26 protein-coding genes are annotated in these 25,538 nt (G+C 41.2%); 22 read left to right on the plus strand and 4 right to left on the minus strand.

Going from position 1 to position 25,538, the window contains the following annotated elements; genetic code table 11:
- Positions 1-78 precede the first annotated feature (78 nt).
- The gene (locus HUX68_RS18435) at positions 79-1,119 is read right to left on the minus strand and encodes a TDT family transporter (RefSeq protein ID WP_174616165.1); all 1,041 of its coding nucleotides are present in this window, start codon (positions 1,117-1,119) and stop codon (positions 79-81) included.
- A 142-nt stretch (positions 1,120-1,261) separates the two neighbouring features.
- Here HUX68_RS18435 and HUX68_RS18440 point away from each other — a divergent pair, with 142 nt between their 5' ends.
- The 8 genes from HUX68_RS18440 (at position 1,262) to HUX68_RS18475 (ending at position 10,248) form a co-directional block, all read left to right on the plus strand.
- On the plus strand, positions 1,262-1,723 hold the full coding sequence (locus tag HUX68_RS18440) for a hypothetical protein (protein WP_174616166.1): 462 nt from the start codon (positions 1,262-1,264) through the stop codon (positions 1,721-1,723).
- Between the two features lie 130 nt (positions 1,724-1,853).
- Positions 1,854-2,090: a hypothetical protein gene (locus HUX68_RS18445; RefSeq protein WP_174616167.1), complete on the plus strand. Its 237-nt coding sequence runs from the start codon at positions 1,854-1,856 to the stop codon at positions 2,088-2,090.
- A 496-nt stretch (positions 2,091-2,586) separates the two neighbouring features.
- Entirely contained in the window at positions 2,587-4,335 is a 1,749-nt protein-coding gene (locus HUX68_RS18450) for an ABC transporter ATP-binding protein (protein ID WP_174616168.1), read from the plus strand.
- Positions 4,335-6,365: an ABC transporter ATP-binding protein gene (locus tag HUX68_RS18455; RefSeq protein WP_174616169.1), complete on the plus strand. Its 2,031-nt coding sequence runs from the start codon at positions 4,335-4,337 to the stop codon at positions 6,363-6,365. The genes HUX68_RS18450 and HUX68_RS18455 overlap by 1 nt, the downstream gene beginning before the upstream one ends.
- A 26-nt stretch (positions 6,366-6,391) precedes the next feature.
- A complete protein-coding gene (locus HUX68_RS18460) occupies positions 6,392-7,198 on the plus strand; it encodes a S1C family serine protease (RefSeq protein ID WP_174616170.1) in 807 nt (268 codons plus the stop codon).
- A gap of 47 nt (positions 7,199-7,245) precedes the next feature.
- A complete protein-coding gene (locus HUX68_RS18465; protein WP_174616171.1) occupies positions 7,246-7,965 on the plus strand; it encodes a PRC-barrel domain-containing protein in 720 nt (239 codons plus the stop codon).
- A gap of 316 nt (positions 7,966-8,281) precedes the next feature.
- The gene (sigI, locus tag HUX68_RS18470; RefSeq protein ID WP_174616172.1) at positions 8,282-9,007 is read left to right on the plus strand and encodes an RNA polymerase sigma factor SigI; all 726 of its coding nucleotides are present in this window, start codon (positions 8,282-8,284) and stop codon (positions 9,005-9,007) included.
- Positions 9,007-10,248 (plus strand): anti-sigma-I factor RsgI family protein, encoded by a 1,242-nt coding sequence (locus HUX68_RS18475; RefSeq protein WP_174616173.1) that lies wholly within the window; start codon positions 9,007-9,009, stop codon positions 10,246-10,248. The genes sigI and HUX68_RS18475 overlap by 1 nt, the downstream gene beginning before the upstream one ends.
- Positions 10,249-10,432: 184 nt before the next feature.
- On the opposite strand, the gene HUX68_RS18480 is transcribed toward HUX68_RS18475, so the two are convergent.
- Complete coding sequence (locus HUX68_RS18480; protein ID WP_174616174.1) at positions 10,433-10,669, minus strand: YhdB family protein; 237 nt, start codon at positions 10,667-10,669, stop codon at positions 10,433-10,435.
- Between the two features lie 158 nt (positions 10,670-10,827).
- On the opposite strand from HUX68_RS18480, the gene HUX68_RS18485 reads away from it, so the two are divergent.
- The 10 genes from HUX68_RS18485 to map all read left to right on the plus strand — a co-directional run bounded on the left by HUX68_RS18485 (position 10,828) and on the right by map (position 19,420).
- Positions 10,828-11,553 carry a YhcN/YlaJ family sporulation lipoprotein gene (locus tag HUX68_RS18485; protein WP_174616175.1) on the plus strand — a complete coding sequence of 242 codons (726 nt, stop codon included), beginning with the start codon at positions 10,828-10,830 and terminating at the stop codon, positions 11,551-11,553.
- Between the two features lie 171 nt (positions 11,554-11,724).
- Positions 11,725-12,384, plus strand: coding sequence for a class I SAM-dependent DNA methyltransferase (locus HUX68_RS18490; RefSeq protein ID WP_174616176.1), 660 nt, complete (start codon positions 11,725-11,727; stop codon positions 12,382-12,384).
- Between the two features lie 14 nt (positions 12,385-12,398).
- Complete coding sequence (locus HUX68_RS18495; protein WP_174616177.1) at positions 12,399-12,866, plus strand: S-ribosylhomocysteine lyase; 468 nt, start codon at positions 12,399-12,401, stop codon at positions 12,864-12,866.
- A 12-nt stretch (positions 12,867-12,878) separates the two neighbouring features.
- A complete protein-coding gene (locus HUX68_RS18500) occupies positions 12,879-13,799 on the plus strand; it encodes a PLP-dependent cysteine synthase family protein (protein WP_174616178.1) in 921 nt (306 codons plus the stop codon).
- Between the two features lie 12 nt (positions 13,800-13,811).
- Positions 13,812-14,945 (plus strand): bifunctional cystathionine gamma-lyase/homocysteine desulfhydrase, encoded by a 1,134-nt coding sequence (locus HUX68_RS18505; protein WP_174616179.1) that lies wholly within the window; start codon positions 13,812-13,814, stop codon positions 14,943-14,945.
- A gap of 295 nt (positions 14,946-15,240) precedes the next feature.
- Positions 15,241-16,605: a dipeptidase gene (locus HUX68_RS18510; protein WP_174616180.1), complete on the plus strand. Its 1,365-nt coding sequence runs from the start codon at positions 15,241-15,243 to the stop codon at positions 16,603-16,605.
- Positions 16,606-16,772: 167 nt separating this feature from the next.
- Positions 16,773-17,423, plus strand: a complete 651-nt coding sequence (locus HUX68_RS18515; protein WP_425509549.1) for a C39 family peptidase — start codon at positions 16,773-16,775, stop codon at positions 17,421-17,423.
- Positions 17,424-17,491: 68 nt separating this feature from the next.
- Positions 17,492-18,250, plus strand: a complete 759-nt coding sequence (locus HUX68_RS18520; RefSeq protein WP_174616181.1) for a (S)-benzoin forming benzil reductase — start codon at positions 17,492-17,494, stop codon at positions 18,248-18,250.
- 84 nt (positions 18,251-18,334) lie between these two features.
- On the plus strand, positions 18,335-18,445 hold the full coding sequence (locus HUX68_RS18525) for a YjcZ family sporulation protein (protein ID WP_174616182.1): 111 nt from the start codon (positions 18,335-18,337) through the stop codon (positions 18,443-18,445).
- Between the two features lie 222 nt (positions 18,446-18,667).
- On the plus strand, positions 18,668-19,420 hold the full coding sequence (gene map, locus HUX68_RS18530) for a type I methionyl aminopeptidase (protein WP_174616183.1): 753 nt from the start codon (positions 18,668-18,670) through the stop codon (positions 19,418-19,420).
- A gap of 212 nt (positions 19,421-19,632) precedes the next feature.
- Here map and nhaC read toward each other — a convergent pair whose 3' ends face one another.
- Positions 19,633-20,994 carry a Na+/H+ antiporter NhaC gene (gene nhaC, locus HUX68_RS18535; protein WP_174616184.1) on the minus strand — a complete coding sequence of 454 codons (1,362 nt, stop codon included), beginning with the start codon at positions 20,992-20,994 and terminating at the stop codon, positions 19,633-19,635.
- A gap of 377 nt (positions 20,995-21,371) precedes the next feature.
- Between nhaC and HUX68_RS18540 the strand changes: the two genes are divergently transcribed.
- The 3 genes from HUX68_RS18540 to HUX68_RS18550 are packed head-to-tail and all read left to right on the plus strand — an operon-like array spanning position 21,372 to position 22,951.
- Positions 21,372-22,097 carry an AzlC family ABC transporter permease gene (locus HUX68_RS18540; RefSeq protein WP_174616185.1) on the plus strand — a complete coding sequence of 242 codons (726 nt, stop codon included), beginning with the start codon at positions 21,372-21,374 and terminating at the stop codon, positions 22,095-22,097.
- On the plus strand, positions 22,094-22,387 hold the full coding sequence (locus HUX68_RS18545; protein WP_174616186.1) for an AzlD domain-containing protein: 294 nt from the start codon (positions 22,094-22,096) through the stop codon (positions 22,385-22,387). The genes HUX68_RS18540 and HUX68_RS18545 overlap by 4 nt, the downstream gene beginning before the upstream one ends.
- Positions 22,388-22,420: 33 nt before the next feature.
- Entirely contained in the window at positions 22,421-22,951 is a 531-nt protein-coding gene (locus HUX68_RS18550; RefSeq protein ID WP_174616187.1) for a GNAT family N-acetyltransferase, read from the plus strand.
- 14 nt (positions 22,952-22,965) lie between these two features.
- Here the strand turns inward: HUX68_RS18550 and HUX68_RS18555 are convergent, their stop codons facing one another.
- On the minus strand, positions 22,966-23,832 hold the full coding sequence (locus tag HUX68_RS18555; RefSeq protein ID WP_174616188.1) for a cation diffusion facilitator family transporter: 867 nt from the start codon (positions 23,830-23,832) through the stop codon (positions 22,966-22,968).
- A 410-nt stretch (positions 23,833-24,242) separates the two neighbouring features.
- On the opposite strand from HUX68_RS18555, the gene HUX68_RS18560 reads away from it, so the two are divergent.
- Complete coding sequence (locus HUX68_RS18560) at positions 24,243-25,463, plus strand: MFS transporter (RefSeq protein WP_246206720.1); 1,221 nt, start codon at positions 24,243-24,245, stop codon at positions 25,461-25,463.
- Positions 25,464-25,538 lie beyond the last annotated feature (75 nt).

Below are 25,538 nucleotides of genomic sequence, written 5' to 3' on the forward strand. Positions count from 1 at the left end.
ACAACATAAATGTGAGTCAAGGATGCAGCACAGCTGCAGTTGCCATAAAAAAAGACCGGCCGGTTGACGGCCGATCAATTATTGGATCGCATGTTCATGTTTTCTGCCTTCCGTTAATCGTGACTTGATGTAGAGGGTAATCTGTCCAACGAGTGCCAGCAGAACAACCCAGGCCCAGTAGTTCATGAATACTTCCTGGAATTTATACAACGAATCCGGAATCGTATAAAACGGATTCAAATGCATGACCCATGTGAACGTGTAAAACATGCCGAATGTAAAGTTGCGGGACCATTGGGTAACTTGATATGTAAATAGTCCCTTGTCGAGTCCATAACGTTTAATACGCTTAACGGAGCGGATAACTTCCACAATTTCCACTCCAACGAGAAGAACAAAGACAACTCCCCAGAATACTGATACAAAGAATGGCGTAAAAGTATTAGTTGTTACGATTGCCAAGCCGGTTATGGACAGAGCCCCATGAATAATGCAATTCGTATTTGCCCAATCATCTGCCAGATTCCAATTCTTCGTACGCAAATACCGGTTACCGATCAGTGTGATGCCGGATAGATAGAATATTAGTCCTAAAATAATGATTCCTTCAGAAAAATAAACCGGAAACGGAAAGAAAACATTGTTTAACAGAATTATAATCGATTGGGTTCCTACGGTTGATAGCAATACTGCCCCATGAACAGGATAATCCTTATGATCAAAAAACAATTGCTTGAAATTATAAAAACAATTGGCCAAAAAAAATAGAAATAAAAACGTATTAAAAATAGCCATCGCTTCGGTCATCAGGTAAATGCCGGGGAAGTACCGTAAAAACACATTACAAAGAACCGATACGCCGGCAATCCATGTACCGATTACAAATGAGTTAACCGGATGATGGATAAAGGGAATTAAAAAGTCCCGGTGGAAAAACTGCACAGATAGATCTTTGTATATAATAATCCATGCAATAAGAAGTATAAATGTAAGGTACTTTCCAAGTTGAATGTCCAGTAGGGGAAATGCCTCTACAGCACCGATCAGGAAAATACCGTTTGCCATGATGATAGCTCCATTTGCTGGTTCCACTTTTTTATAGCTGCCTTTTAATAACATTGCGTTCCCGCCTATGCTGAATTAAGTTTACGATATGATTATATCATGTTTGTGTATTTTTTCATTATGACTTTGTGAAACTGTGGTAAATATCACAAAAGAAAGAAGGCATGTTGGTTACAATACAGACAGAGGTGAAAATATGAATTATTGGTTTATCCTGAACATCGCACTGTTCATGGTTTCAGTCATTTTGTATATTCGTGATCCGTCTTTGGCCGTTCTGGTTGCCGTTAGTGGTCTGGTTTTCATATTATTTAATTGGAATATGCATGCAATTTTTTCAAAGATACGCAGTCTGAACAGCCGGAATGACCGAATTAAAATAGCTGCACATGCCCGGAAAATCATGCCGTTTCATCTGATGATCGGTAATATCGGACTGATATTTATCATATTGCATGTTCTGTTGATCATTCAGCAGTACGGAATTACATATGTGACGTATAAAGCAGCAAGCGGAGGAATTGCATTTGCAGGCCTTATTGGTGTTTTGTTCAGCGGCTATTTGCGAAGGAAGAAAGCTACTGGTAAACGCCGGCGTGCGCATTTGCAACTGTCCATGCTATTATTTTTCATGATGGCATTACACGTCATTTGGTAATTCGGTGAATTAGATCAAAAGTCACTGTTGCATGACTATTGAATTATTTTTCAAAAGATTACAAAATCTTATTGTTAAAAGTTGTCGATTATTGTAAAATAAAACTACTATTTCATAAGGGGTGATATAAATGGGAGCATTTGTAAGAAATTGCCGTTTATGTAAGGAACCAATGGAATCCAGCCCGTTTATGATGTGTACGAAATGCCTGGTTGAAAGCGATCACGTGCGAACTTACATTGTCAAGCATCCACATGTATCACTGGAAGAGATTGCTCATTCAACTGATGTCCCGCTTGAAAAAGTAAAGAATATGGTTAATCTTGGAATAAGTATCAGGAAAGCAAATGGGACCGGCATGCAATAGACACCTTATGAAAATTTGTATCTTTGTTGAGAATAACTCCATTGGCGGAGTGTTCTCTTTTATTTTTGTCAGTGGAATTTGAGCTTTATTATGTTAATTGTGAGCTTTCTTAACCTTGTGTAAAAGTTATCACCACATCGACTAATCCAAATAAATAATTAAAAAAATTTTAAAAAGTCATTGACTTAAAATTTTCTTAACACTATAATAATTGAGTACAATAAATCAGAGAGGAGGTCATTCCAATGAAAATTCAACAAATTCAAACCCAACAACATGGCAAACAATTTCAAAATTTAATATGTGGTGTGGCCTTCCTGGACGGTAACATGTAAAAAGACAGCCTAGTTTAAGCAAGTCACAGGCCGCACATGCCTGTGGCTTTTTGTGTTTTATAGCGGTACCACCATGCTTATTTCATGAAAGCACACGTCACAGGCGTGTGCTTTTGTTGTCTCAGGAAGGTTTTCAGACAGAGAGAAAGCAGGTGATTCACATGTTTCAGGTTTTTAAAAAGCTCGATTGGTTTTTTAAACATTATTGGAAACGATATACGTTCGCGATAATTGCATTGATTGTTTCCAGTGCAATCGGGTTGATTCCACCGAAATTGGTGGGTTATGTTATTGATAAAATACAATTCGAAACGTTGACGATGAAAGTATTGGTGATCCTTATTGCGGGGTATATCACCTTAACTATTGTCCATTACGCCATTTCTTTTTTGTGGGATTATACATTGTTCGGCGGTGCGGTGATTTTGGAACGGTGGACACGGAGCAAGCTGATGGCACATTTTCTGAAAATGACACCGACGTTTTTTGGAAAATACCGTACAGGAGATCTCATGGCACGCAGTACGAACGACTTGAAAGCAATTAATCAGACAGCAGGCTTTGGTGTGCTGACGCTGGTCGATTCAACTACATTCATGTTCATGATTGTGGCGATGATGGGCTTTACAATCAGCTGGCCGCTCACCCTTGCAGCGTTAATTCCTTTGCCCGTTATGGCGGTTGTCATGAATAAATACGGGGCGGCGATTCATACCAGGTTTATGAAAGCGCAGGAAGCTTTTGCTGACATGAACAATGACGTTCTTGAGTCTATTCGCGGGGTACGCGTTGTCAGAGCGTTTGTCCAGGAGGAACAGGATGAAGTTCGATTCCAAACAATGACGAATGATGTTTATGAAAAAAACATTGCAGTTGCTAAAATTGATGCTTTGTTTGAGCCGACGATAAAAATCCTTGTCGGAATGTCGTACACAATCGGACTTGGGTATGGTGCATTGCTCGTGTTTGAAGGCCGGATTACACTCGGCGATCTTGTTACGTTCAATGTATATCTTGGGATGCTGATTTGGCCGATGTTTGCGGTCGGTGAACTGATCAATATTCTGCAGCGGGGGAATGCTTCACTTGACAGAGTTAACAATACACTGGACTATCAGGCGGATGTGTCGGATCCGAGTGAACCGATGAATGTTGATACCTTGGATGCAATTCAGTTTAACAATGTTTCGTTTGCCTATCCGGGGGGAGCTGTCAACCAGCTGGAGAATATTAATCTTACTGTAAAGAAAGGACAGACGATTGGTGTGGTTGGTAAAACCGGTGCTGGAAAAACGACAGTATTTAAGTTGTTGCTCAGGCAGTATCCGGGTATTAATGGCTCGATAAAAATGGCCGGTGCCGAACTGGACACAATTCAGTTGAAACAATTACGCGACTGGATTGGTTATGTCCCACAGGATCAGATCATGTTCTCCAAGTCAATTCGTGAAAATATCCAATTCGGAAAAGCGGATGCTACGGATCAGGAAATTTACCGGGTAATGGATTTGGCTCATTTTCTGAACGATATTAAACAGCTTCCGAACGATTTGGATACAGAAGTAGGGGAAAGTGGTGTTACACTTTCAGGCGGACAAAAACAGCGTGTAGCACTTGCACGGGCATTTATTAAAGATCCTGAGGTTCTGATTCTGGATGATTCCATGTCAGCGGTCGACGGTAAAACTGAATCAAAAATTATTGAGCATCTGCGGCAGGAACGAAAAAATAAAACAACATTTATTGCGGCACATCGGATGTCTGCGGTAACGCACGCAGACCATATCATTGTGCTGGAAGACGGAAAGATTGTTGAAGAGGGAACACATAATGAACTCATGAAGCTGAACGGCTGGTATAAGCATCAATATCAGCAGCAGCAATTGGACGGTAAGGAGGTGTCCTCCTAATGAAAAATAATTCAACAGAAAAACGTTTATTTCAATATGCCTTGCATTTTAAGAAAGGGATTTTTATTGGGCTGGCATGTTTGATTGTTGCGGTTGCTCTTGAACTGGCGGGACCTTTAATTGCCAAAACCATTATCGATGAACATATTCTTGGTGTGGAAGGTAAATGGAGCCAAGTGCAGGAAAACAATGATAACGATACAATATCCTATCAGGACGGCTATTATAAACGGTCAGACCGTTTAGGGGAAACGGATACGGAAATTGACCAGGTAACCGTCATGCAGGTTGGCAATGATTATTACTTTGTTGATGAAGTTGTGCCAATGCAAGGTAAACGGAGTGTTGAAGATGGCGAGATAATGATAAAAACAAATGATGAGACATTGACATTTGAAAGTGAAAAACTGTCACTGTCCGAAATGTATCCTTTTTTTAAACCTGAACAGGGTCCGATTATCTTTTTACTGGGTTTGTACGTTGTTCTTTTGCTAATTGCAGCGGTTTTTCAGTTTTACGAAACGTTTATGCTGCAGAAAGCATCTAATCAGATTGTAAAAAAAATGCGGAATGATATTTTTGCACATACACAACGGATTCCGATTGATTACTTTGTTGATCAGCCGGCGGGAAAAATCGTTGCGCGGATCACCAATGATACAGAGGCAATACGTGACTTGTACGAGAGGGTGCTGTCCATTGTTGTGACTAGTATCATTTATATGGCAGGAATTTTCGCGGCGTTGTTTTTGCTCGATGTGAAACTGGCCGCTTGGTGTCTGCTTCTCATCCCGCTGCTTATCGTCTGGATGAAAGTTTATAAATATTTTGGTTCAAAATACAATAAAGTTGTCCGGTCAACAATCAGCGAAATCAATGGGAATATTAATGAGGCTATTCAGGGGATGCCGATTATACAGGCATTCAGCAGGGAAAAAAAGACAAAGGATGATTTTGAGAAGTTGAATGACCGGCATTATACTTACCAGCGGAAACTGGTTAAATTAAGTGCCCTGACTTCTTACAATCTGGTGACAGTATTTCGGAATCTGGCGTTTGTGGGATTCATCTGGTATTTTGGTTCATTTTCATTGAATCCGGAAAGTGTCATTTCCATCGGTGTGCTATATGCGTTTGTCGACTATCTGACCCGGTTGTTTGAGCCGATGGAGGATATTGTTAATCAGCTGCCATTGATTGAACAGGCACGCGTGGCAGGATCCAGAGTTTTTAAGTTGATGGATCATAATGGTGAACAAGTGGTTAATGATAAAATTGAGAAATACCGCGGCAATATTGAATTTGACCATGTTTCGTTTGCATATAATGATTTGGACTATGTACTGCATGATATTTCGTTTCAAGTGAAATCGGGACAGACGGCCGCATTTGTGGGGCACACCGGTTCAGGAAAAAGCTCTATTATGAATCTGTTGTTCCGGTTTTATGATCCACAGTACGGCAGGATTACAATTGACGGAAATGATACAAAGGAATGGTCCAGACAGCAGGTGCGCAGTCATATGGGGATTGTGCTTCAGGATCCGTTCATGTTTTCCGGAACCATCTTGTCAAATGTTACAATGGGTGACCCCCGTATTACAAGAGAAGAGGCGATTCATGCGTTACAGGCTGTCGGAGCAGACCGTTTCATTCAAAAATTGCCGAATGGGTATGATGAAAAAGTAACAGAAGGCGGTTCAACATTCTCGCTTGGTGAACGCCAGCTGATCTCCTTTGCCAGAGCACTTGCGTTTGATCCGTCTATCCTGATTCTTGATGAAGCGACTGCCAACATTGATACTGAAACAGAAGCAATGATTCAGCGTGCACTTGAAGTGCTGAAGAAAGGCAGAACAACGCTTGTCATTGCTCACAGATTGTCAACAATTCAGGAAGCAGATACCATTTTCGTGCTGGAAAGTGGTATAATAAAAGAGCAAGGGAACCACCATCAGCTCATTAATGGAAAAGGTATTTATTATCATATGTACCAGATGCAGCAAGGTAAGGCCAAACGCGCTGTTTAATCAATTGATTGTTGTGAGGGTGTACAATGGATAAAGATAAGCATGATATTATTGATGATGATCTTTATGAAGAAATAGATGATGAAGAACTGTATGAACTCGTTGAGCAGGAGCGTCGGAGAGCATTGGCGCGAGCCAGCGAGGAACAAAACCAAAAGCCAAAACGTCCATTTCCAAAGTGGGCGTTTTGGCTTATTGCGTTTGCACTTGTTTTTAATGTGATTGCACTGATACCAAAGACATTCTCGATTCCGGCTATCGATTTCTTGATTACATCAGCAAAACTATCCGTACAAGATGAAATTCAAACATATAAACAGGCCGTAGTGGTTATTGAAACAGGCACCAGTAAGGGAACAGGATTTGCCATCTCATCTGATGGCACGATTTTAACAAACCATCACGTGATTGAGGGTGAGAAGGAAGTCACGGTAGCCTTTCCAAATCAAGGTTTGTACAAAGCGGATGTTGAACATACATATCCATCTGTTGATCTTGCTGTATTGGATGTGGAGGATCAAAATCTGCCACACCTGCAACTGGCGGAGAATCCCGATTATAAGACGGATACGCCGATTTATTTTATAGGGAATCCACTGCGTTTTAATGGAATTGCCAATAAAGGCACAATTATTGATTCGATAACTCTCAGCGATTGGCAACAACCGGTTGTTATGCTGGATGCACCGGTCTATAACGGTAACAGTGGAAGTCCGGTCATAAATCAGGATGGTAAGGTGATTGGGGTTGTGTTTGCCACACTTGATCACGAGAAATATGACAGAGTGGGTTTATTTATACCGGTAACGTATTATCTGGATCATCGTGATTAAATTTCAGGTAATCAGGGTATCTATCCTCTAAAAGGAGGCGTTTTATCATGTATCATTTAACCTCAACATTGAAAAAATACAACATTTACGCGACTGATGGCGAAATGGGGAAAGTTCATGATTTGTATTTTGATGACAGCAAATGGGGATTGCGATATGCGGTAGTCGACAGCAGGAAATGGCTTCCCGGAAGAAGAGTGCTGTTATCACCCGCTACATTCGATTCCATAAATATTGAGGAAGAATTCGTCAAAGCAAATGAGGATAAAGAAACAATCCGAAACAGCCCAAATGTTCCGGAAGGGCAGCCAATCACAAAAGAAGTTGAAAAGTCACTCACCGGTTACTATGGCTGGGGCAGGTATTGGACGGATAGTATGGTCGGCGGTGTACAGCCCCGCCCGTATAATGATGTTCGAAACGAAGCACTGGCAAAGGACCAATTACAACAGGAATTGAATTTGAATGAAGAAAAACATCATGATCTTCGGAGTGCAGATGAAACAATGGATTATAAAGTACATGCGGATGATGGTAAATTGGGGCATGCCGCTGACTTTGTACTTGATGACCACTATTGGAGAATGCGATATATGGTCGTCAAGGGTGAAGGGCTCCAAAATGAGGGCAATTATTACGTGATTGATTTACAGGACATCGAATCGGTTGACTGGTTTGAAGGCGATATTTATGTCAAAGGTTCACTGGATTCATTTAAACAGAAAAAGCACTATCAGTATAAAGAAGATATACTTGCAGATCTATAGAGAATAATTGGTTAAAAGATGCCTTTTAGGGGGCATCTTTATTTTTGGCCGTTTTCGCAGTTATCACAAGCTAACAAAAAGTAATGATATTTTAAACAAACTGTAATTATTCTGAGATAGCATGCTTCTGCCTAGTACGTTACGATTACCATATTGGAAAAATGGGTAAATATAACGAATTTTAATAATAAAGATGGTGAATACATCATGGATTATGGATTTTATATGATAAATAATAAATGTTTATATACAAAAACCACACCCAAAAATGATACGAATAAAACGAAATTTATAATGGCTGGGGGTGTTCAGGCTGATGATGAAACGGTCATCAAATGATAAGCACCTTAACGAGCTGATTGTTTCTGCCCAGCAAGGTGATACACAGATTCAGAATGATTTACTGGATAAATATCAGCCCTTTATTGCCAAGTGTGTTTCCGAGGTATGCAAACGTTATATAGATGCGAAAAAGGATGACGAATTCAGTATTGGTCTGGCTGCATTTAACGAAGCAATACTTTCATATTCTCCGGAAAAAGGCAGTTCTTTTCTTTCTTTTTCGAAACTTGTAGTGAAACGCAAAGTGATTGATTATATCCGATATGTTCAAAAAACTCCTGTCGCTGCGTCACTTGATGAAACTTATGACGAAGAACAGATGGAAAACCCCACTGAGATTGTGGCGGTTAAGGAAATTTATCAGAAGGAGCAGGAGTCCTGGTACCGCAGGGAAGAAATTCTTGATTTTAAGGAAAAACTGCGATCTTATAAGCTGTCAATGGTGGAGCTTACGGAAGTCTCACCGAAACACAGAGATGCCCGGGATTCAGCTATATTAGTGGCAAAAACATTGTATAGCGATCCATTATTACGGGAGTATGTGCAACAAAAAAAGAAATTGCCGATTAAAGAATTGGAGAAGAAAGTAGACGTCAGTAAAAAAACCCTGGAACGGAACAGAAAGTTCATCCTGGCAATTTTCATAGTATTGAGTGAGGATTATTTATATCTTAAGGAGTATCTGAAGGGGGTGGGTTAGTGAAAAAAGGGATCGTGATGGAGAAACACCGGCGTTATACGATTGTCATGCAGCATGACGGCGGATTTCATAAGGCGCCTCCAATGGATGTTACTGTTGGATCAGAAATTTCGTTTAAACCTTTTCCCGCGAAAAAACGTTTTGATTTTTATGTAAGGAATAAAAAAATTCCAATGCGGCCGGTAGCAATGTTATGTGTGTTGCTTTTATTACTTGTGCCTGTATATTTTACGATGGGGGTCAATAAGACGTATGCGTATGTGAGCATTGATATTAATCCGAGTATTGAACTGGAAATAAATGAAGATATGCAGGTTCGTTCGATGATTGCTGTCAATGAAGACGGAAAGGAAATACTAAGAAAGCTCCCTGAATACAAAGGGAAGAAACTTGAAAAAATTCTTTCGTTAATCATGCAAAAAAGTGAAGATGCCGGACTCCTTGAAAATGGGAAAAATATGTTGCTTGGTGTCAGCTATGCTCTGGATAAACATGAAAGCTCTGTATTGGATAAGGTTGATAATTATTTCCTGGAAAATGGCGAGGGATGGCAGGTTGCAACGTTTATGGTGCCAGAAGAGATCCGTGAAATTGCCGATAAAAAAAAGCTTTCCATGGGTGAAGTGATGGTTTCAAAATTGAAGGATCCGGAATACAAGAGCAATCAATCGTCTTGGATGGATGAGGAAGAAAAAGCTATTATTAATTCTTTTTATGACAATGATTCCCATTCAACCAAAACGACTGTGGATAAGGATAATTTGCAAGGTGCACCAAAGCAGTCTGATCAAAACAATTCAGACTACGAATCAGAATCTGCTAAAAATAAACCAGCAAAAGAAACCAGTAACATGAACTCGAATGAACATGGAAAGTCCGAAAAGCCGGACAATAAAAACGCCGGTGAGCGTGACAAAGTTGAAGAACATCATCCGAAAAATCGAGGCAAGGCAAGGGGATACTATAAAGAAAATCCAGGCAAAGCGAACGTTCATTCCCAGGAAAAACCAGGCAGGGCAAACGGCCATCATAAAGAAAAGTCAGGAAAGGAAAAAAGATACTCCAAAGAGAACCCCGGTAAAGCCAAAGGGCATTCCGAAAACATACCCGGTAAAGCCAAGGGCCATTATAAAGATAACCCGGGTAAAGCCAAAGGTCATCAAAAAGATCATCCCGGCAAAGCGAAAGGACATACTAAAAATGACCATGGCAAAGGTCATAAGCAAAAACATAACCATTAAATTGAAAAAATGCACCGGAATCCGGTGCATTTTGGTGTCTTTTCCTCGTTGTACACATATGTGCGCTTAAGAAAAACTAAAAGGTGTTGAACATGTGTCAAATCCGCTGAACAGCAACCCAATCTCATTGAACAATATTTGATTTTCGAATGCGTTTTAAAGCGCAATGATTCACTAATTCGTTTTAAACTTCCATCACTGCTGCCGGAACATGCTTCATTGCATGGTCTATATAATAAAGCAGACTGTCATGTGACGCAATGATTTTTGTCTGATCCGGTGAATAGTGAAAGGCGTGCAGAAAGTGCTGAATTTTTTTTGAAAGCATGTCATCCTCTGTGCGGACCATCAAGACGAGCAAATCATCCCATTGTCCCCACAACGTGTAAAATAAGGCTTTGTCGTAATCCGGTATATCCATTTTTTTACCCTCCTTTGAAATAAAGGGTTATTCTTTAGTCTTCCCGATTCCGTTTGATAATGCCAAAAACAAACTGGTGTGCTTTCCAATTTTTGTATTACGCATAAAAAATCCTTGCTGTTACATACTAATTGGCAAAACAGTAAGGAGGAAATCCAATGAAGTGGAAAATTTTGAGTTTAGCTGCAGTATTGATGCTTTTGCTGGCAGCTTGTGGCGGCGGAAACAATAACGACAATGGTAATCAGGAAGGTCAAAATAACGATAATGGTGGCAATAATGTTGAACAAACACGGTTCAATGGGGATGATATGAATAATAACAATAACCAGGACCGTAATCAGGAAGGTAACAATAAACGAGAATATGAAGTTGCTGAAGAAGCAGCAGATAAAATAACGAGTCAAATTGCTGAAATCGGTGGAGCCTACGTTCTAAAAACCGATAACAATGCATACGTTGCTGCAGAACTTGATACAGACGGCGGTACCAATAACAATAATAATAATGGTGATGGAAATAATCTTGGTGATGTTGACAACGATAACGGCAATGATGATGATAACAACATTGGCGATATTGGAAACGATGACAATAATCCCACCAAAAATGACAACATCACGAATAATGACAACAATGCAGGCACGAATGACAATGGCGCTAATAATGACGATGCGTTGACAGATGATGTGAAAAACCGGATCTCTAAAATTGTAAAATCAGTTGATGGTGACATTGAAAACGTTTATGTCTCGACGAACCCTGATTTCTTTAACCTGGCGAACAACTATGCCGATGAAGCAGGTAATGGTAATCCTGTTGAAGGAATGTTTGATCAGGTTGGCAATATGATCGAACGGGTTTTCCCGCAAAATAAAGAATAAATGGCTCCGATAATAACAAACCGGGTGCCGGCTTTTAGCCGTCACCCGGTTTTTGTGCTTTATTTTTTGCGCACTTTTGCGATTCATTGCAACTTGTGCTATTCTTATACATATAATCCATACTAAACAGAGTAAATTACTTTGAATTAATAAAAATGGAGTTGAATGTAAATGGGTCGTGAGTTTTTAGGCTTGTTTGATGAGTGGGCTGAGTCATATGATAAAAGTGTTGCTGGTGTGGACCCGCAATATAAGGCGGTCTTTGAAAATTACGATGAAATTTTGCATCAGGTCAGTAAGGGTTCCTATGGCAATGTTCTTGAATTTGGAGTTGGCACCGGAAATTTGACCGGAAAATTGCTCGAATGGGGTTATGATGTTACAGGAATTGAGCCTTCAAAAGAAATGCGTCAAAAAGCATTGGCAAAATATCCGGAATTATCTTTGTATGAGGGCGATTTTCTGGAGTATCCGCAGGATAATATTTCTGTTCACACCATTGTTAGTACGTACGCCTTTCATCACTTAACAGATGAAGAAAAGGAAAAAGCTTTGACACAGTTTAAAAAATTTCATCCTACAATGAGAAAAATTGTGTTTGCTGACACGGTGTTTGAAACAGATCAACATAAGCAGGCAATGGTAAAGCAGGCAGAAAATAAGGGATTTTCAGATCTGGCGGAAGACTTGCAGCGGGAGTATTATACGACCATCCCGGAAATGCAGCGGATTTTTACAAGTGCAGGGTTTCATGTTACGTTTGAACAAATGAATGATTTTGTCTGGCTGATCACAGCGGTGCGTAAATCTGATTCAGCCATAACCAACTAAAGGAGTGAATAAACATGGCAAAAAAAATGAATGTAGAAAGCTTCAACCTTGACCATACAAAAGTAAAAGCGCCATATGTACGACTTGTCGGTGTTACGTCTGGATCAAATGGTGATAAAGTGTATAAATATGATATTCGTTTTAAACAGCCAAATAAGGCGCATATGGATATGCCCGGTTTGCATTCAATTGAGCATTTAATGGCAGAAAACATCCGAAATCACATGGACAATGTGCTTGATATCGGGCCAATGGGCTGTCAGACAGGTTTTTATTTGTCTATTTTGAACAACGATAACTATGACCAGGTTCTTGATGCGCTGGAAAAGACACTTAATGATGTATTGGAAGCAACTGAAGTTCCAGCATGCAATGAGGTTCAGTGTGGCTGGGCTGCAAATCACAGCCTTGACGGTGCACAAAACATTGCCCGGGAAATGCTGGAGAAGCGGGATGAGTGGCATCAGGTATTTGCAGAGTAAGAGGCAACTGATATGGTAAAATATAATTCTGTTAAACAGCTGATCGGCAATACCCCGTTAGTCGAACTAGGTCAATTCCCCCTTCCTGAGGGGGTTCGTTTGTATGCAAAATTGGAATTTTATAATCCCGGCGGAAGTATTAAGGATCGGTTGGGGGTTGAATTAATCAACGATGCGCTGGAAAGTGGGCAATTAAAAGCTGGTGGTACGATAATTGAACCTACTGCCGGCAATACAGGAATCGGTTTGGCACTGGCTGCAATGAACAAAAATTTATCAGTTCTATTTTGTGTTCCCGAACAGTTCAGTATTGAAAAACAGCAGCTCATGAAGGCACTCGGTGCTGAAATTGTGCATACACCAAGCTCAGATGGAATGCGTGGTGCGATTCAAAAAACGGAAGAGCTTCTGCAGGAGATTCCAAACAGCTACTCACCAAAACAGTTTGGCAATCCAGTAAACCCAAAGACATACTACAAGACACTTGCACCAGAACTCTGGAAAGATCTTCGGGGTAACCTGGATGTATTTATTGCCGGTGCCGGATCTAGCGGTACATTTATGGGAACAGCGGCATATTTGAGGGAAAAGAATCCCGATGTAAAGAATGTGATTGTAGAGCCAGGAGGATCGATTATCGCCGGTGGTGAACCGGGCTCACATAAAACAGAAGGAATAGGAATGGAATTTTTTCCGGGGTTCTTTGACCGTTCATTGATTGATGATATTTATACGGTATCAGATGAACACGCATTTCATATGGTCAATCAACTGGCTGCCAAAGAAGGGCTAATGGTCGGAAGTTCTTCTGGATCTGCTATGTATGCTGCACTGCAGGAGGCAAAAAGTGCCAAACCGGGAACAAATATTGCGGTTATTTTCCCTGATGGCAGTGACCGGTATTTAAGTAAAGATATTTACATGAATGATTAAGGAGATGGAAAAATGCGTTCAAAAACAAAAATGATTCATGGCGGGGTAACTGGCGATGAACGGACAGGTGCCGTTTCAGTCCCAATTTATCAGGTAAGCACGTATAAACAGGATGCAGTCGGCAAGCACCGGGGGTATGAATATTCCCGAACCGGAAATCCGACACGGGAAGCGCTGGAATCGGTAATTGCTGAACTTGAAAATGGCAAAAGAGGTTTTGCATTCGGTTCAGGCATGGCGGCTATTACATCTATTATGATGCTGTTTAACTCAGGTGACCATGTTGTTATGACGGATGATGTGTACGGCGGAACGTATCGTCTCGTGACAAATGTGCTTGACCGCTTTAACCTGAATCATACGTATACGGATACAAGCAAGCCGGAAGAAGTGGAAGCGGCGATTAATGAAAATACGAAAGCACTGTACATTGAAACACCAACCAACCCGCTGCTGAAAATTACCGACCTTAAAAGGATGGAAGAAATTGCCAAAAGGCATAATCTTGTACTGATTGTCGATAATACATTTGCAACACCATATTGGCAGCAGCCACTTGATTTGGGAGCAGATATTGTTCTGCACAGTGCTACGAAATACATTGGCGGGCATAGTGATGTCGTCGCGGGTCTTGTCGCGGTCAATTCCGATAAACTTGGCGATGACCTTCATTTTGTTCAAAATTCAGCAGGTGGCGTTCTGGGACCACAGGATTCCTGGCTGCTTATGCGGGGCATCAAAACACTTGCTCTCAGAATGGAAGCAATTGAGCATAATACGGCCAAACTGGTTGAATTTTTGCGGAATCATGAGAAAGTAAGCAATATTTATTACCCAGGACTGGAATCTCATGTTGGCCATGAAACGGCAAAACAACAAGCAACCGGCTTTGGCGGTATGGTTTCGTTTGATGTTGGCAGTGATCAAGAAGCAGAAAAGGTACTGAGCCGTGTTCAATATTACACCCTAGCAGAAAGTCTCGGTGCCGTTGAAAGTCTGATCTCTGTACCTGCAAAAATGACGCATGCATCCATTCCGGCCGACCGGAGAGCCGAACTTGGCATTACAGACGGGCTGATACGTTTGTCTGTTGGAATTGAAGATGCGGATGACTTGATTGAAGATTTGGAACAGGCATTGAATTAGAATTTTTGGAAAGGCAGTCTTTTGATGGACTGTCTTTTTTTTTGTGGAGGCACTGTCAAGAGTTAGTTCCTCAGCCTTGAGTGATAAAGCAGCAGTTCGAGAGATTACTCCCCGACTTCGAGAGATGAAAGGGTAACTTCAAGAGTTTACACCTCATCTTCAAGAGATGGAGGTCAAGTTTGAGAAATCGATCCCTAACTACAATCCGGCAATTTCATATTGCTGGTACTCTGCCTGCTATCCTGCACTGTGATATACTATAATGTATGTAAAAAGATATGGAGGGAATTTGTTGATGAGCGAAAAAACATTACAGTATTTGACTGAAAACCGTGAACAGCTGTTGAATAAATTGAATGCGTTTCTTTCGATTCCAAGTGTGAGTACGGATAGTGTACATAAAGAAGATATCAGCAAGGCAGCCGGTTTTCTCGAATCCTATTTGAACGATATTGGTTTCGATAAAGTAGAGCGGCAGGAAACGGGCGGACATCCGCTTGTATATGCCGAATATAGTCAGGCGGGACCGGATGCACCAACTGTATTGTTTTATGGACATTACGATGTGCAGCCGGTGGATCCGATTGATCAGTGGAAAAGTGATCCATTTCAGCCGGAAATTCGGGATGGGCGTTTGTATGCCCGCGGCTCAAGTGATGACAAAGGGCAGGTATTCATGCATCTGGCCGTGTTTGAAGCATTTATGAAGACCGATGGAAAACTGCCTTTAAACGTAAAAGTTTGTATTGAAGGAGAAGAGGAAATCGGCAGTGAAAATCTGTATAAAATTCTTCAGGAAAAGAAAGAACAATTTGCTGCTGATTTTGCAGTGATTTCCGATTCCGGGATGGTTGCCGAAAATCAGCCGACCATTCTGTATGGGCTAAAAGGATTTACGGGTATCGAAATAAATGTAACCGGACCTGATCATGATTTGCATTCCGGCATGTATGGCGGAGCAATCCGGAACCCGGTAATGGCACTGACCCATATTTTGTCATCCATGAAAAACGAAGATGAGGTAGTCACAGTGGATGGCTTTTATGATGATGTGGAGCCGTTGACAGACCACGAAAGGGAATTAATCAGACAGGTGGAAGGCGAAGATTACCGAAAATCGACAGGTGTTACGGAAACTGCGTCGGAAAAAGGATACTCAGCAAAAGAACATACGATGGGACGTCCGACATTTGAAATAAATGGTATGTATGGTGGCTATCAAGGGGAAGGTACGAAAACTATTATCCCATCAACAGCAACGGCAAAAATTACGTGCCGGCTTGTGCCAGGTCAGGATCCAGAGCACATCCAGCAGTTACTGGAAAAACATATAAGAAATGTTGCGCCATCAGGTGTAACTGTTGATGTAAAAAAAGAGAAGCTGTCTGCCAAAGCGTATAAAGTTGAACCTGATCATCCACTGATTAAAAAAGCTGCAGCGAGTTATACAAAAGCATTTGGCAAAGAGACCGTCTATGTACGTATGGGTGGATCCATTCCAGTAGTTGAATGGATTGAAGATCTTTACCAAATACCAATCGTGTTGCTGGGATTTGGTACACCGGATGACCGTCTGCATTCACCAAACGAAAGCTTTCCATTGGATAGTTTTGATAAAGGAATGGAAACGCTTGTTCATTATTGGAGCAAAGTAAACTAAAATTAAGCAAGAATTTTTGATCCAGGGGGAAATAGTATATGTGTAAGACAAAAATAGCAGTAAGGATACTTATGGGTGGTATTCTGCTGTTACTTTTGGGATGCAGTCAATCCAGTCTGCCAGCCAGTGCCAACACTGACAGGGAAACCCGTTTTCAAGAAAAAGAGATGCTGCAATTCAAAAAGACTGGAGGAGGAAGTGGAAAGGGACTGCGAACATTAGCTGAAAAAGGTATGAAAAAGACAGTTCTGGATGTTCCGCTGGTTAATCAGATGGCTCCTCCGCAGATTTATAATGGATGCGAGGTTTCCAGCTTGGCAATGCTGTTAAAATATCATGACTATGAAGTTACTAAATCGGAATTGGCGAATAAAATTGCACGTGTACCATTAACCTATGAAAATGGACTGAAAGGAAACCCGAACAAGGGATTTGTTGGCGATATGGAGGATGGACCGGGACTGACTGTCTACCATGGACCGATACATGATTTGGCAGCAAACTATGCGGGTGATAAAGCCGTTGATCTGACAGGTAAATCTGCTGAAACACTTTTCAAGTATGTTGCAAAAGGTATGCCTGTCTGGGTAATTACCACAACAAACAGTGTCCCGGTTAATAATTTCCAAACGTGGAATACACCTTCCGGAAAGATACAAGTAACATTCAGTGTGCATAGTGTTGTTGTGACTGGGTTTGACGAAGATTATGTCTATATAAACAATCCATATGGCTATAAAAATCAGCGGGTGTCCAAGGAAGATTTTGTAGCAGCATGGAAGCAAATGGGAAGTCAGGCCGTTACAATCACGAATTAATCCCGTTTCTTTTATTGTGTTCCAGGGTAATAATAGGTATGGATGGCGTTAAGAAAGGGGGACAAAAAATGAGGTATGGCGTTGTTACCGGAGTATCCAAAGGGTTGGGTGAATCCATCGCTAAAATACTAATGGAATCCGGGATTCATGTTATTGGTATTTCCCGGAGTGAGAATAAATCCTTGAAAGAGGCTGCACAGCAAAACAACGTATCTTTTCAGCATTTTCCATGTGATTTAGGTGATGTTGAAGCGATTGAGCAGACGTTCGCAGACATGAGCAGTCTGATTTTCGATGAGGAACCGTCAATGGTTTATCTTGTCAATAATGCGGCGGTGCTTGATCCGGTGGACAAATCCATGAATCTTGACAGTCGTGAACTTGCTTATCATATGCAGGTGAATTCACTGGCACCGATGGTTATGACGAACTTATTTTTGAACAAAGCATCGGAAGAAGAGGTGCCATTTATTGGTGTTACCATCACTTCCGGTGCAGCTGAACGTCCGGTTTATGGCTGGAGTGCCTATTGCAGCACGAAGGCAAGTATAAATATGTACACAAAAACGGTGGCGCTAGAGCAGGAAGAGTTAAAGACGGAGAATAAAGTGATTGCCTTCAGTCCGGGAATAATGGATACGCAAATGCAGGAAAAGATTCGAGCCAGCAACAAAGACGAATTTATTGAGGTGGATACCTTTAAGGACTACAAGGATAGAAATCTGCTGAAAGATACTGAAGCTGTAGGCGGCGTACTTGTTGACATTTTGACCGACGAAGGAAGTATTGAGAATGGTAAAATTTATAATGTAAAAGAATATTATTAAGAAAAGTAATCTAGACATACGCCCTCCCAATTACATGTGCAGGTGCATAGTTTATATTGATCCTGAAAATGTAGGAGGGTAACTATGAGTGAAAAATATGGAAACAACTTTGCGCTGATTGTCGTGTTGTTTATTTTGCTGATCATTGTTGGTACCGCTTATATGGGTGGCGGCTACGGTTACGGCGGCTACTAATTCAAAAAATGCAGGGAGGCAGAAGCTTCTCTGCATTTTTTTGAAGATAGGAAATGAAGACATTCACCCTAAAGCATGGCGAGGTTCAGATTTTCCAACTTTAGAGGTGTCACGATATATTCCGGAGTATTTCCCAATTTACTGACTCTCATTTTGCCCTGGATTTATGATACACTTTATGGTGAGACTACTTGTGAAGCTTTGTTGAAAGGAAGTTAGAGGATGATAACACGTAAAAGTAAACGCGAAATTGAAAAAATGCAGACAGCGGGTGATTTGCTTGTAAAGTGTCATAAAGAAATTGCTAAAATGATTAAACCCGGGATTACGACGATGGAAATTGATTCATTTGTCGAGAAGTATTTGGCTGAGCATGGTGCAACCCCGGAGCAAAAAGGATTCAGCGGGTATCCATATGCGATTTGTGCCTCCATCAATGATGAAATCTGTCATGGTTTCCCTCGCGAAGAAAAGCTGCAGGATGGTGACATCGTCACGATTGATATGGTGGTGAATCTGAACGGTGGCCTGGCAGATTCCGCCTGGACATATGCTGTCGGAAATATTGATGAAAAAGGTAAGGAACTGCTGGAAGTTTCAAAAATTGCACTTGATAAAGGAATTGAGCAGGCCCAGGCAGGGAGCAGAATTGGTGATATCGGACATGCCATTCAGACGTATGCTGAAGGGGAAGGTTTCTCCGTCGTACGTGATTTTACCGGGCATGGAATCGGACCGACCATCCATGAGGATCCGCACATCCCGCATTTCGGACTGCCAAATAAGGGTGTCCGGCTGAAAGAGGGAATGGTCATCACGATCGAACCGATGATCAACGAAGGAAAATGGCAAAGTAAAATGGACTCCAATAATTGGACAGCGCGTACGGTGGATAAAAGCCGTTCCGCACAGTATGAACATACTGTGATTATCACTAAAGATGGTCCGGTATTGACGACAGATCAGGACACCTAAAATAATTCTGAATTCATATCCCGGGAACAGCTCTTTTTTTGAGTAAAGTACGTGATATGAGAGGCAGCCGAGAATATGAGAACTCGGGAGAAAAATGCTTAAACTCGGGAGAGCACTCACCGAGATAAATGAAACCGAACAATCAGTAAAAAATCCCCTTGGCCGTAGGGGATTTTTGATGATAAATGGGAAATTTTCACTTCTGTTTTGTATTACTGCAACGCTTTTCCGCCAAAGATAATCGTTATGATGGGACTCAGCAGGCAGAAAAAGGCAAATGGCAAATATGTCAGGACTGGTACCCCTAGAACATCCGTGATAAAGACACCACACACACTCCATGGAACGAGCGGATTAATGACGGTACCTGCATCCTCAAGTGTTCTGGACAGGACTTTATTTGGCAATCGGGCTTTTTGGTATAATCCTTTGTATGTTTCACCAGTCAGCATGATGGAAAGGTACTGTTCACCGATGAACACATTTACCCCAATAGCTGTTGCTGCTGTTGAGACGATGATTGACCGTATGCTTTGCAGCTTTTCCTGAAAGGCGTATAGTATGGAAGGAACAATTCCAGTCACAAACAATAAGCCACCAAAGCCCAGAGCCAAAATCACTAATGAGATAGTGAAAAGCATGCTATTGATACCGCCTTTGGTCAGCAAACTATTGACCGGTTCAAAATTGGTTGTCGCGGTGTACCCGTTAAACCAGGTGAACCAGATGTCAGACCAGGCAAGTCCACTTGTTATTCCTGCTAATATCGTTGCCGCCAAACTGCTGATTGCCAGCGAGATAAAAGCTGGTATTTTTAAAAAGGTAACAATTACCAGAATAATGAGCGGGATCCACGATGTCCAGTGAATCAATCCTGTCTCTGCCAATGATGATTTATACGATGCAAGATTTTGGATTGATGTCGCTTCATCGGGTGATAAGATGCCAAACAAAATAAACGAAATGATAAAAGCCGGAATAGTAGTCAGGCTCATGTGTTTAATGTGATCAAATAAATCAACCTGAACAATTGATGATGCAAGGTTGGTTGTATCAGACAACGGAGACATTTTGTCCCCGAAGAAGGCTCCGGACACAATTGCCCCGGCTGTAATTGCCATTGATGCATCCATCGCTCCGGCCATCCCGATAAACGCCACACCAATCGTTGCTGTAGTGGTTAATGAGCTGCCAAGCGACACACCTGCCAGTGCAGTTACTGTAAAAACTACCGCATAAAACCATGTACCGCCAATGACTGAAAATCCGGTGTCAATCAGCACTGGAATTGTACCGCTGATTATCCAGCTGCTGATCAGTACACCAATGAGCAAAAACAGAAAGATTGCGCCCATGCCTGATCTTGCACCTGCCGTCATACCTTCCTCCAAGTCTTTGAAAGTAATTCCTTTTATCAGTCCATACAGAACGAGCAGGAATATCGCAATTAGAATCGGAATATGCGGGGATGTTCCCAAACTAATGATAAAATAACTGATAAGGCCAATTGTAATAATAAGGAATAAAATGGATTCAATTAATGGTGGATTATGTTTTGGGCTTATTGGAAACATGCGCTTCCCCTCCTGTTGTACAAATTAAAAAAAGCCTCGTCCCTTAATAGGGACGAAGCATTCACTCCGCGTTACCACCCTGATTGATGAGCACATTGTAAATCTGCAGGCTCATCCGCTTCATAAAGCAATCCGATAAACCGAATGAGTAATTCAAAATAGATCTGCCAGAGCTTGCACCAGCCACTCTGTCTCTTTATACTGCAGGATATATTTCTACTTCGCATTCCCGGACAGGATATTCAGTTCAAAATATTAATTTTGACTATACATGGTGCCTTACATGTTTGTCAATATTTTTATAGAAATCAATCGTTTTGTAAAAATGCTTTTATAAGTTATAATAATTTCAATTTTAAAATAGAGGTGACCAATAAATGACAATGCATGCAGCAGAGAAAAAGATATCGCCTTCTATACATATGATTCGAAGAGGAATTGCGGTTGGTTTTCCCATTATGCTTGGTTATTTGCCGATTGCGATTACATATGGGGTTCTTGCTAAACAAGCTGGAATGTCATTGACTGAATTAACATTGATGAGTGTGCTTGTGTTTGCTGGAGCAAGCCAGTTTATGGGAGCGAATATGATCGCTGTCGGTGCAAGTGCACTGGAAATTATTGTCGCAACGTTTGTTCTTAATTTCCGTCATTTTGTGATGAGTTTGTCGTTTATGAATCGTTTAAGGGAGATTGGACTAAAGTGGAAACTTCCTTTATCATTGGGACTAACAGATGAAACGTTTGCAGTATCTTCTCTGCATCCAAAAGAAGCCAGGATGGAAAAAGGTCCATTATTTTACACAGCACTTATTTTAACAGCATATTTTTCCTGGATTTTCGGGTCGTTTCTTGGGGGAGTCCTTGGTGAAATCATTCCGAAGCAACTGAGTCAGAGCATGGGAATTGCGCTATATGCAATGTTCATTGGTCTGCTTGTTCCATCTGTTAAAAAAGAGTTGCGAATCGGATTAATCGCGGTGATTGCGATGCTCATCAATGCCATATGCAGTCAATTTATGAGCAGCGGTTGGGCGATTGTATTCGGTACTGTTCTGGGCGGTTTGAGCGGTGTTTTTCTGCTGAAGGAGGAACAATCATGATATTTGTGATCATAGTTGGTATGGCACTTGTGACCATGATTCCAAGAGCAATCCCTGTGTTTATTGTCGATAAGCTGCAGTTTCATGACTGGGTAAACCGCTGGCTGAATGCCATTCCATTTGCAGCGCTGGGAGCACTGATTTTCCCGGGAATTCTAAGCGTGAAGCCGGATCAGCCCTATATCGGTCTGCTTGGCGGATTAGCGGCAGCCATCTTGGCATACTTGGGATTAAATGTTGTGTTGGCGGTAACCGGAGCAATCATTACCGTTTTTCTTTTCAGTATGTAAACAGAGAGATTGATTTTTTCAGGGGGTACGAAGATGTTTACAGTTCGAAAAGCTTGTTATGAGGATGCAGCTGCGATCGCGGATATTCATGTCAGCAGCTGGAAGAGCACGTACACAGATTTACTTGAAGAAAAAGATTTATCAAATATGACATATGAAAATCGCCGGGCACTCTGGGAAACCGTGCTGCGGATACAGAAAAAAGAACAGCTGACATTTGTTATTCAAAATGAGGAGAAGATTGTCGGTTTTATATCGGGCGGGCCGGAACGCACGAAAAACTTCAACTACGACAGTGAGATTTACACGATATATTTATTGGATGAATTCCAAAAGTACGGTCTAGGTACAAGATTGCTGAAAATATTTAGTGAAGGAATGAAAAATCTTGGCTACCAGTCGCTTATGGTGTGGATTTTGAAACAAAATCCCTCCAGTCGATTTTATGAGCGGTATGAGGCCCAGCCAGTTGGAGAAGAGGTTACAACAATCGGGGAGGGGACCTACCAGGAAACAGCATACGGCTGGAAAAATATCGACCAGTTGTTAAAAAATCTGCCTTAGGGAAGGCAGATTTTTTATTCATACGGCTCGATATGGATTTGTGCATACGTAATGTTGTGTTTTTTTCGCAACAGTGTTTCAATTTGTTCGGTTATTGCATGGCTTTCCCTGACATTCAGCTCGGGATTGACCAGAATGGTGACATCTATAAATTCCTGATTGCCATGGATTCTTCCTTTGACATCAACCACCTTTTTGACACCCTGCACTTTGCTGATACTTCCGGTTATACGGCTGATCTGCCTTTTATCAAATCCGTCGGTTAACGTGTGGGTCGAATCTACGAAAATATCCCACGCCGTTTTGCAAATGATGATTCCGACAATGAGACCTGCAAGCGGGTCCAGCCAGAACAACCCGAATTGTGCGCCTATTATCCCGATAAATGCACCAATACTTACCAGTGCATCGGAACGGTTATCCTGGGCAGCCGCATATAGTGAACTGCTGCCAACTTTTGCAGCTAATGATCTATTATAGCGATAAACTACATACATGATTAGTGCGCCGCCGAGTGCGGTCCAGGCTGTCAGCATATCAGGATCAGTCATTTCCTGTGTCATGATTTTGCTGAAGGTATCCACAATCACCTGAAATCCGACCATGGTCATGATAAACGCTGCGAACAGGGAGGCGACTGTCTCAGCGCGGTAGTGTCCGTAATGATGGTCTTCATCCGGAGGTTTTCGTGATATTTTCAATCCAATCAGAACAGCTATCGAGGCGACCACGTCTGTCAAATTGTTTAACCCATCAGCACGTAATGCCGCAGAGCTGCCAACGTAAGCCACAAGCAGCTTGACAACAGAAAGAATGATGTATGCAAAAATACTGACCCATGCACCCTTTTCTCCGCGTTTTAAATTATCTGCATGATCCATATTCGGAGCCTCCAATTTGTACACTTGAAAAAATCGTTTAGCAGCATTTGTCATGTCCAATTTCAGCACCCATCAATCTGCACTAAATACTAGGGCACTTGTGCTTTTAATTATTGCAAACTTTTTGGCTGCAATGATTACAGCTATAACAGTCTATCAGAGGGATCAGTGATAAGTCCAGAGCAACCTTTAAGCGTACATTCAATTGTATTGATCATGTATAATCAAGTTTCATTTGACCAATAAAATAAAAAAGTAACAATAAGAATAAATAATAACAGGTGGTGAATAGTAAATCTCAGCAGCTATTTTAAATCGAAGGAAAGAAAGTAAGAATAACTTTCTTTCTGCATAATTGCAGCCAAGGCTTTGTGATAAGCCAAGTTTTCTAATGAAGGATGGGTCTTTAAATGATGAATCAGGGTGAAACGAGACAGGATTCACACGAGAAACGCTTGGCAATTATTTCATTGTCATCCATACCATTAATTATGACATTGGGAAATTCCATGCTGATTCCTATTTTGCCTGTGATGGAAACGGAACTGGATATTTCCAAGCTTCAGTCCAGTTATATTATAACGGTATATTCGATTGTTGCTATTTTCTTCATTCCATTGGCAGGTTTTTTATCTGATCGATTCGGACGAAAAAAGGTGATTATCCCTTCACTTATTATTACAGGGGCAGGCGGACTAGTGGCCGGATGGGCATCGTACAGTATGAGCGATCCATTTATATGGATTTTAATTGGAAGAATATTACAGGGGATTGGAGCATCCGGGGCCTCACCGATTGTATTACCGTTGGTCGGTGATATTTTTCGTGATGATAAAGAAGCCAGTGCTACGCTAGGTATAATCGAAACGTCCAATACTGTCGGGAAAGTGTTAAGTCCGATATTAGGTGCTGCCCTTGCTGCAGTGGTCTGGTTTTTACCATTCTTTTCGATTCCGGTTTTTTGTGTGGTTTCTGTTCTTCTTGTAGGTTTTTTGGTAAAAAATAAAAATAATAATGAAGAACATACCAATTTTCATGAATATTGCCAGTTAGCAAAGGATGCCTTCAAAGAACACGGGAAATGGTTATGTTCGGTTTTTTTTATTGGTGCAATTCTGATGTTTATTTTATTCGGTTTTCTTTTTTATTTATCCAGTATTCTTGAAGAGAAATATGATTACAAAGGCATTTGGAAAGGGTTGCTGCTTGCCGTTCCATTGCTGGCTTTGTCAATAGCATCATTTATTACCGGCCGAAAAATTGAGGATAATCTGGTTAAGATGAAGTGGATTACATTTATTGGCATTATTCTGACTGGCTGCTCTGTGGCTGTTATTCCATTCATGGATCATCCGGTATACTTGTTAACGATTTTTTTAATTTGCGGAACAGGAATCGGGATGGGATTACCATGTCTGGATGCCCTCATAACGGAAAGCATGAAAAAAAATGTACGTGGTGTGATCACATCCATCTACAGTGCAATGCGTTTTATCGGTGTTGCAGCCGGGCCACCGGTTATTGCATTGATGATGGAGGAAAATATTATCTGGATGGTCAGTTTGCTCACAATTTTTGCGCTGGGAGCGGGTTTTCTTGCTTATCGCGGCATTAAACCTGAATCAAATTAATTCGGTTGGAAGTTTTTCCACTTGCAATTTTTCTAAAGATTTAGGATAATAGAAAAAAGGAACAAGGGGGCATGT

The sequence above is a fragment of the Virgibacillus ihumii genome (assembly GCF_902726655.1).
Classification (GTDB): Bacteria; Bacillota; Bacilli; order Bacillales; family Amphibacillaceae; genus Lentibacillus; species Lentibacillus ihumii.

Excerpts from the sequence above, each read along its gene's own strand:
- nhaC (WP_174616184.1), bottom strand. The coding sequence starts at position 20,994 with ATGTTTCCAATAAGCCCAAAACATAATCCACCATTAATTGAATCCATT.
- map (WP_174616183.1), top strand. The coding sequence starts at position 18,668 with ATGATAACACGTAAAAGTAAACGCGAAATTGAAAAAATGCAGACAGCG.
- HUX68_RS18510 (WP_174616180.1), top strand. The coding sequence starts at position 15,241 with ATGAGCGAAAAAACATTACAGTATTTGACTGAAAACCGTGAACAGCTG.
- HUX68_RS18440 (WP_174616166.1), top strand. The coding sequence starts at position 1,262 with ATGAATTATTGGTTTATCCTGAACATCGCACTGTTCATGGTTTCAGTC.
- HUX68_RS18560 (WP_246206720.1), top strand. The coding sequence starts at position 24,243 with ATGATGAATCAGGGTGAAACGAGACAGGATTCACACGAGAAACGCTTG.
- HUX68_RS18435 (WP_174616165.1), bottom strand. The coding sequence starts at position 1,119 with ATGTTATTAAAAGGCAGCTATAAAAAAGTGGAACCAGCAAATGGAGCT.
- HUX68_RS18555 (WP_174616188.1), bottom strand. The coding sequence starts at position 23,832 with ATGGATCATGCAGATAATTTAAAACGCGGAGAAAAGGGTGCATGGGTC.
- HUX68_RS18515 (WP_425509549.1), top strand. The coding sequence starts at position 16,773 with ATGCTGCAATTCAAAAAGACTGGAGGAGGAAGTGGAAAGGGACTGCGA.
- HUX68_RS18500 (WP_174616178.1), top strand. The coding sequence starts at position 12,879 with ATGGTAAAATATAATTCTGTTAAACAGCTGATCGGCAATACCCCGTTA.
- HUX68_RS18520 (WP_174616181.1), top strand. The coding sequence starts at position 17,492 with ATGAGGTATGGCGTTGTTACCGGAGTATCCAAAGGGTTGGGTGAATCC.
- HUX68_RS18540 (WP_174616185.1), top strand. The coding sequence starts at position 21,372 with ATGACAATGCATGCAGCAGAGAAAAAGATATCGCCTTCTATACATATG.
- HUX68_RS18495 (WP_174616177.1), top strand. The coding sequence starts at position 12,399 with ATGGCAAAAAAAATGAATGTAGAAAGCTTCAACCTTGACCATACAAAA.
- sigI (WP_174616172.1), top strand. The coding sequence starts at position 8,282 with ATGATGAAACGGTCATCAAATGATAAGCACCTTAACGAGCTGATTGTT.
- HUX68_RS18450 (WP_174616168.1), top strand. The coding sequence starts at position 2,587 with ATGTTTCAGGTTTTTAAAAAGCTCGATTGGTTTTTTAAACATTATTGG.
- HUX68_RS18550 (WP_174616187.1), top strand. The coding sequence starts at position 22,421 with ATGTTTACAGTTCGAAAAGCTTGTTATGAGGATGCAGCTGCGATCGCG.
- HUX68_RS18525 (WP_174616182.1), top strand. The coding sequence starts at position 18,335 with ATGAGTGAAAAATATGGAAACAACTTTGCGCTGATTGTCGTGTTGTTT.
- HUX68_RS18490 (WP_174616176.1), top strand. The coding sequence starts at position 11,725 with ATGGGTCGTGAGTTTTTAGGCTTGTTTGATGAGTGGGCTGAGTCATAT.
- HUX68_RS18480 (WP_174616174.1), bottom strand. The coding sequence starts at position 10,669 with ATGGATATACCGGATTACGACAAAGCCTTATTTTACACGTTGTGGGGA.
- HUX68_RS18465 (WP_174616171.1), top strand. The coding sequence starts at position 7,246 with ATGTATCATTTAACCTCAACATTGAAAAAATACAACATTTACGCGACT.
- HUX68_RS18505 (WP_174616179.1), top strand. The coding sequence starts at position 13,812 with ATGCGTTCAAAAACAAAAATGATTCATGGCGGGGTAACTGGCGATGAA.
- HUX68_RS18460 (WP_174616170.1), top strand. The coding sequence starts at position 6,392 with ATGGATAAAGATAAGCATGATATTATTGATGATGATCTTTATGAAGAA.
- HUX68_RS18545 (WP_174616186.1), top strand. The coding sequence starts at position 22,094 with ATGATATTTGTGATCATAGTTGGTATGGCACTTGTGACCATGATTCCA.
- HUX68_RS18455 (WP_174616169.1), top strand. The coding sequence starts at position 4,335 with ATGAAAAATAATTCAACAGAAAAACGTTTATTTCAATATGCCTTGCAT.
- HUX68_RS18445 (WP_174616167.1), top strand. The coding sequence starts at position 1,854 with ATGGGAGCATTTGTAAGAAATTGCCGTTTATGTAAGGAACCAATGGAA.
- HUX68_RS18485 (WP_174616175.1), top strand. The coding sequence starts at position 10,828 with ATGAAGTGGAAAATTTTGAGTTTAGCTGCAGTATTGATGCTTTTGCTG.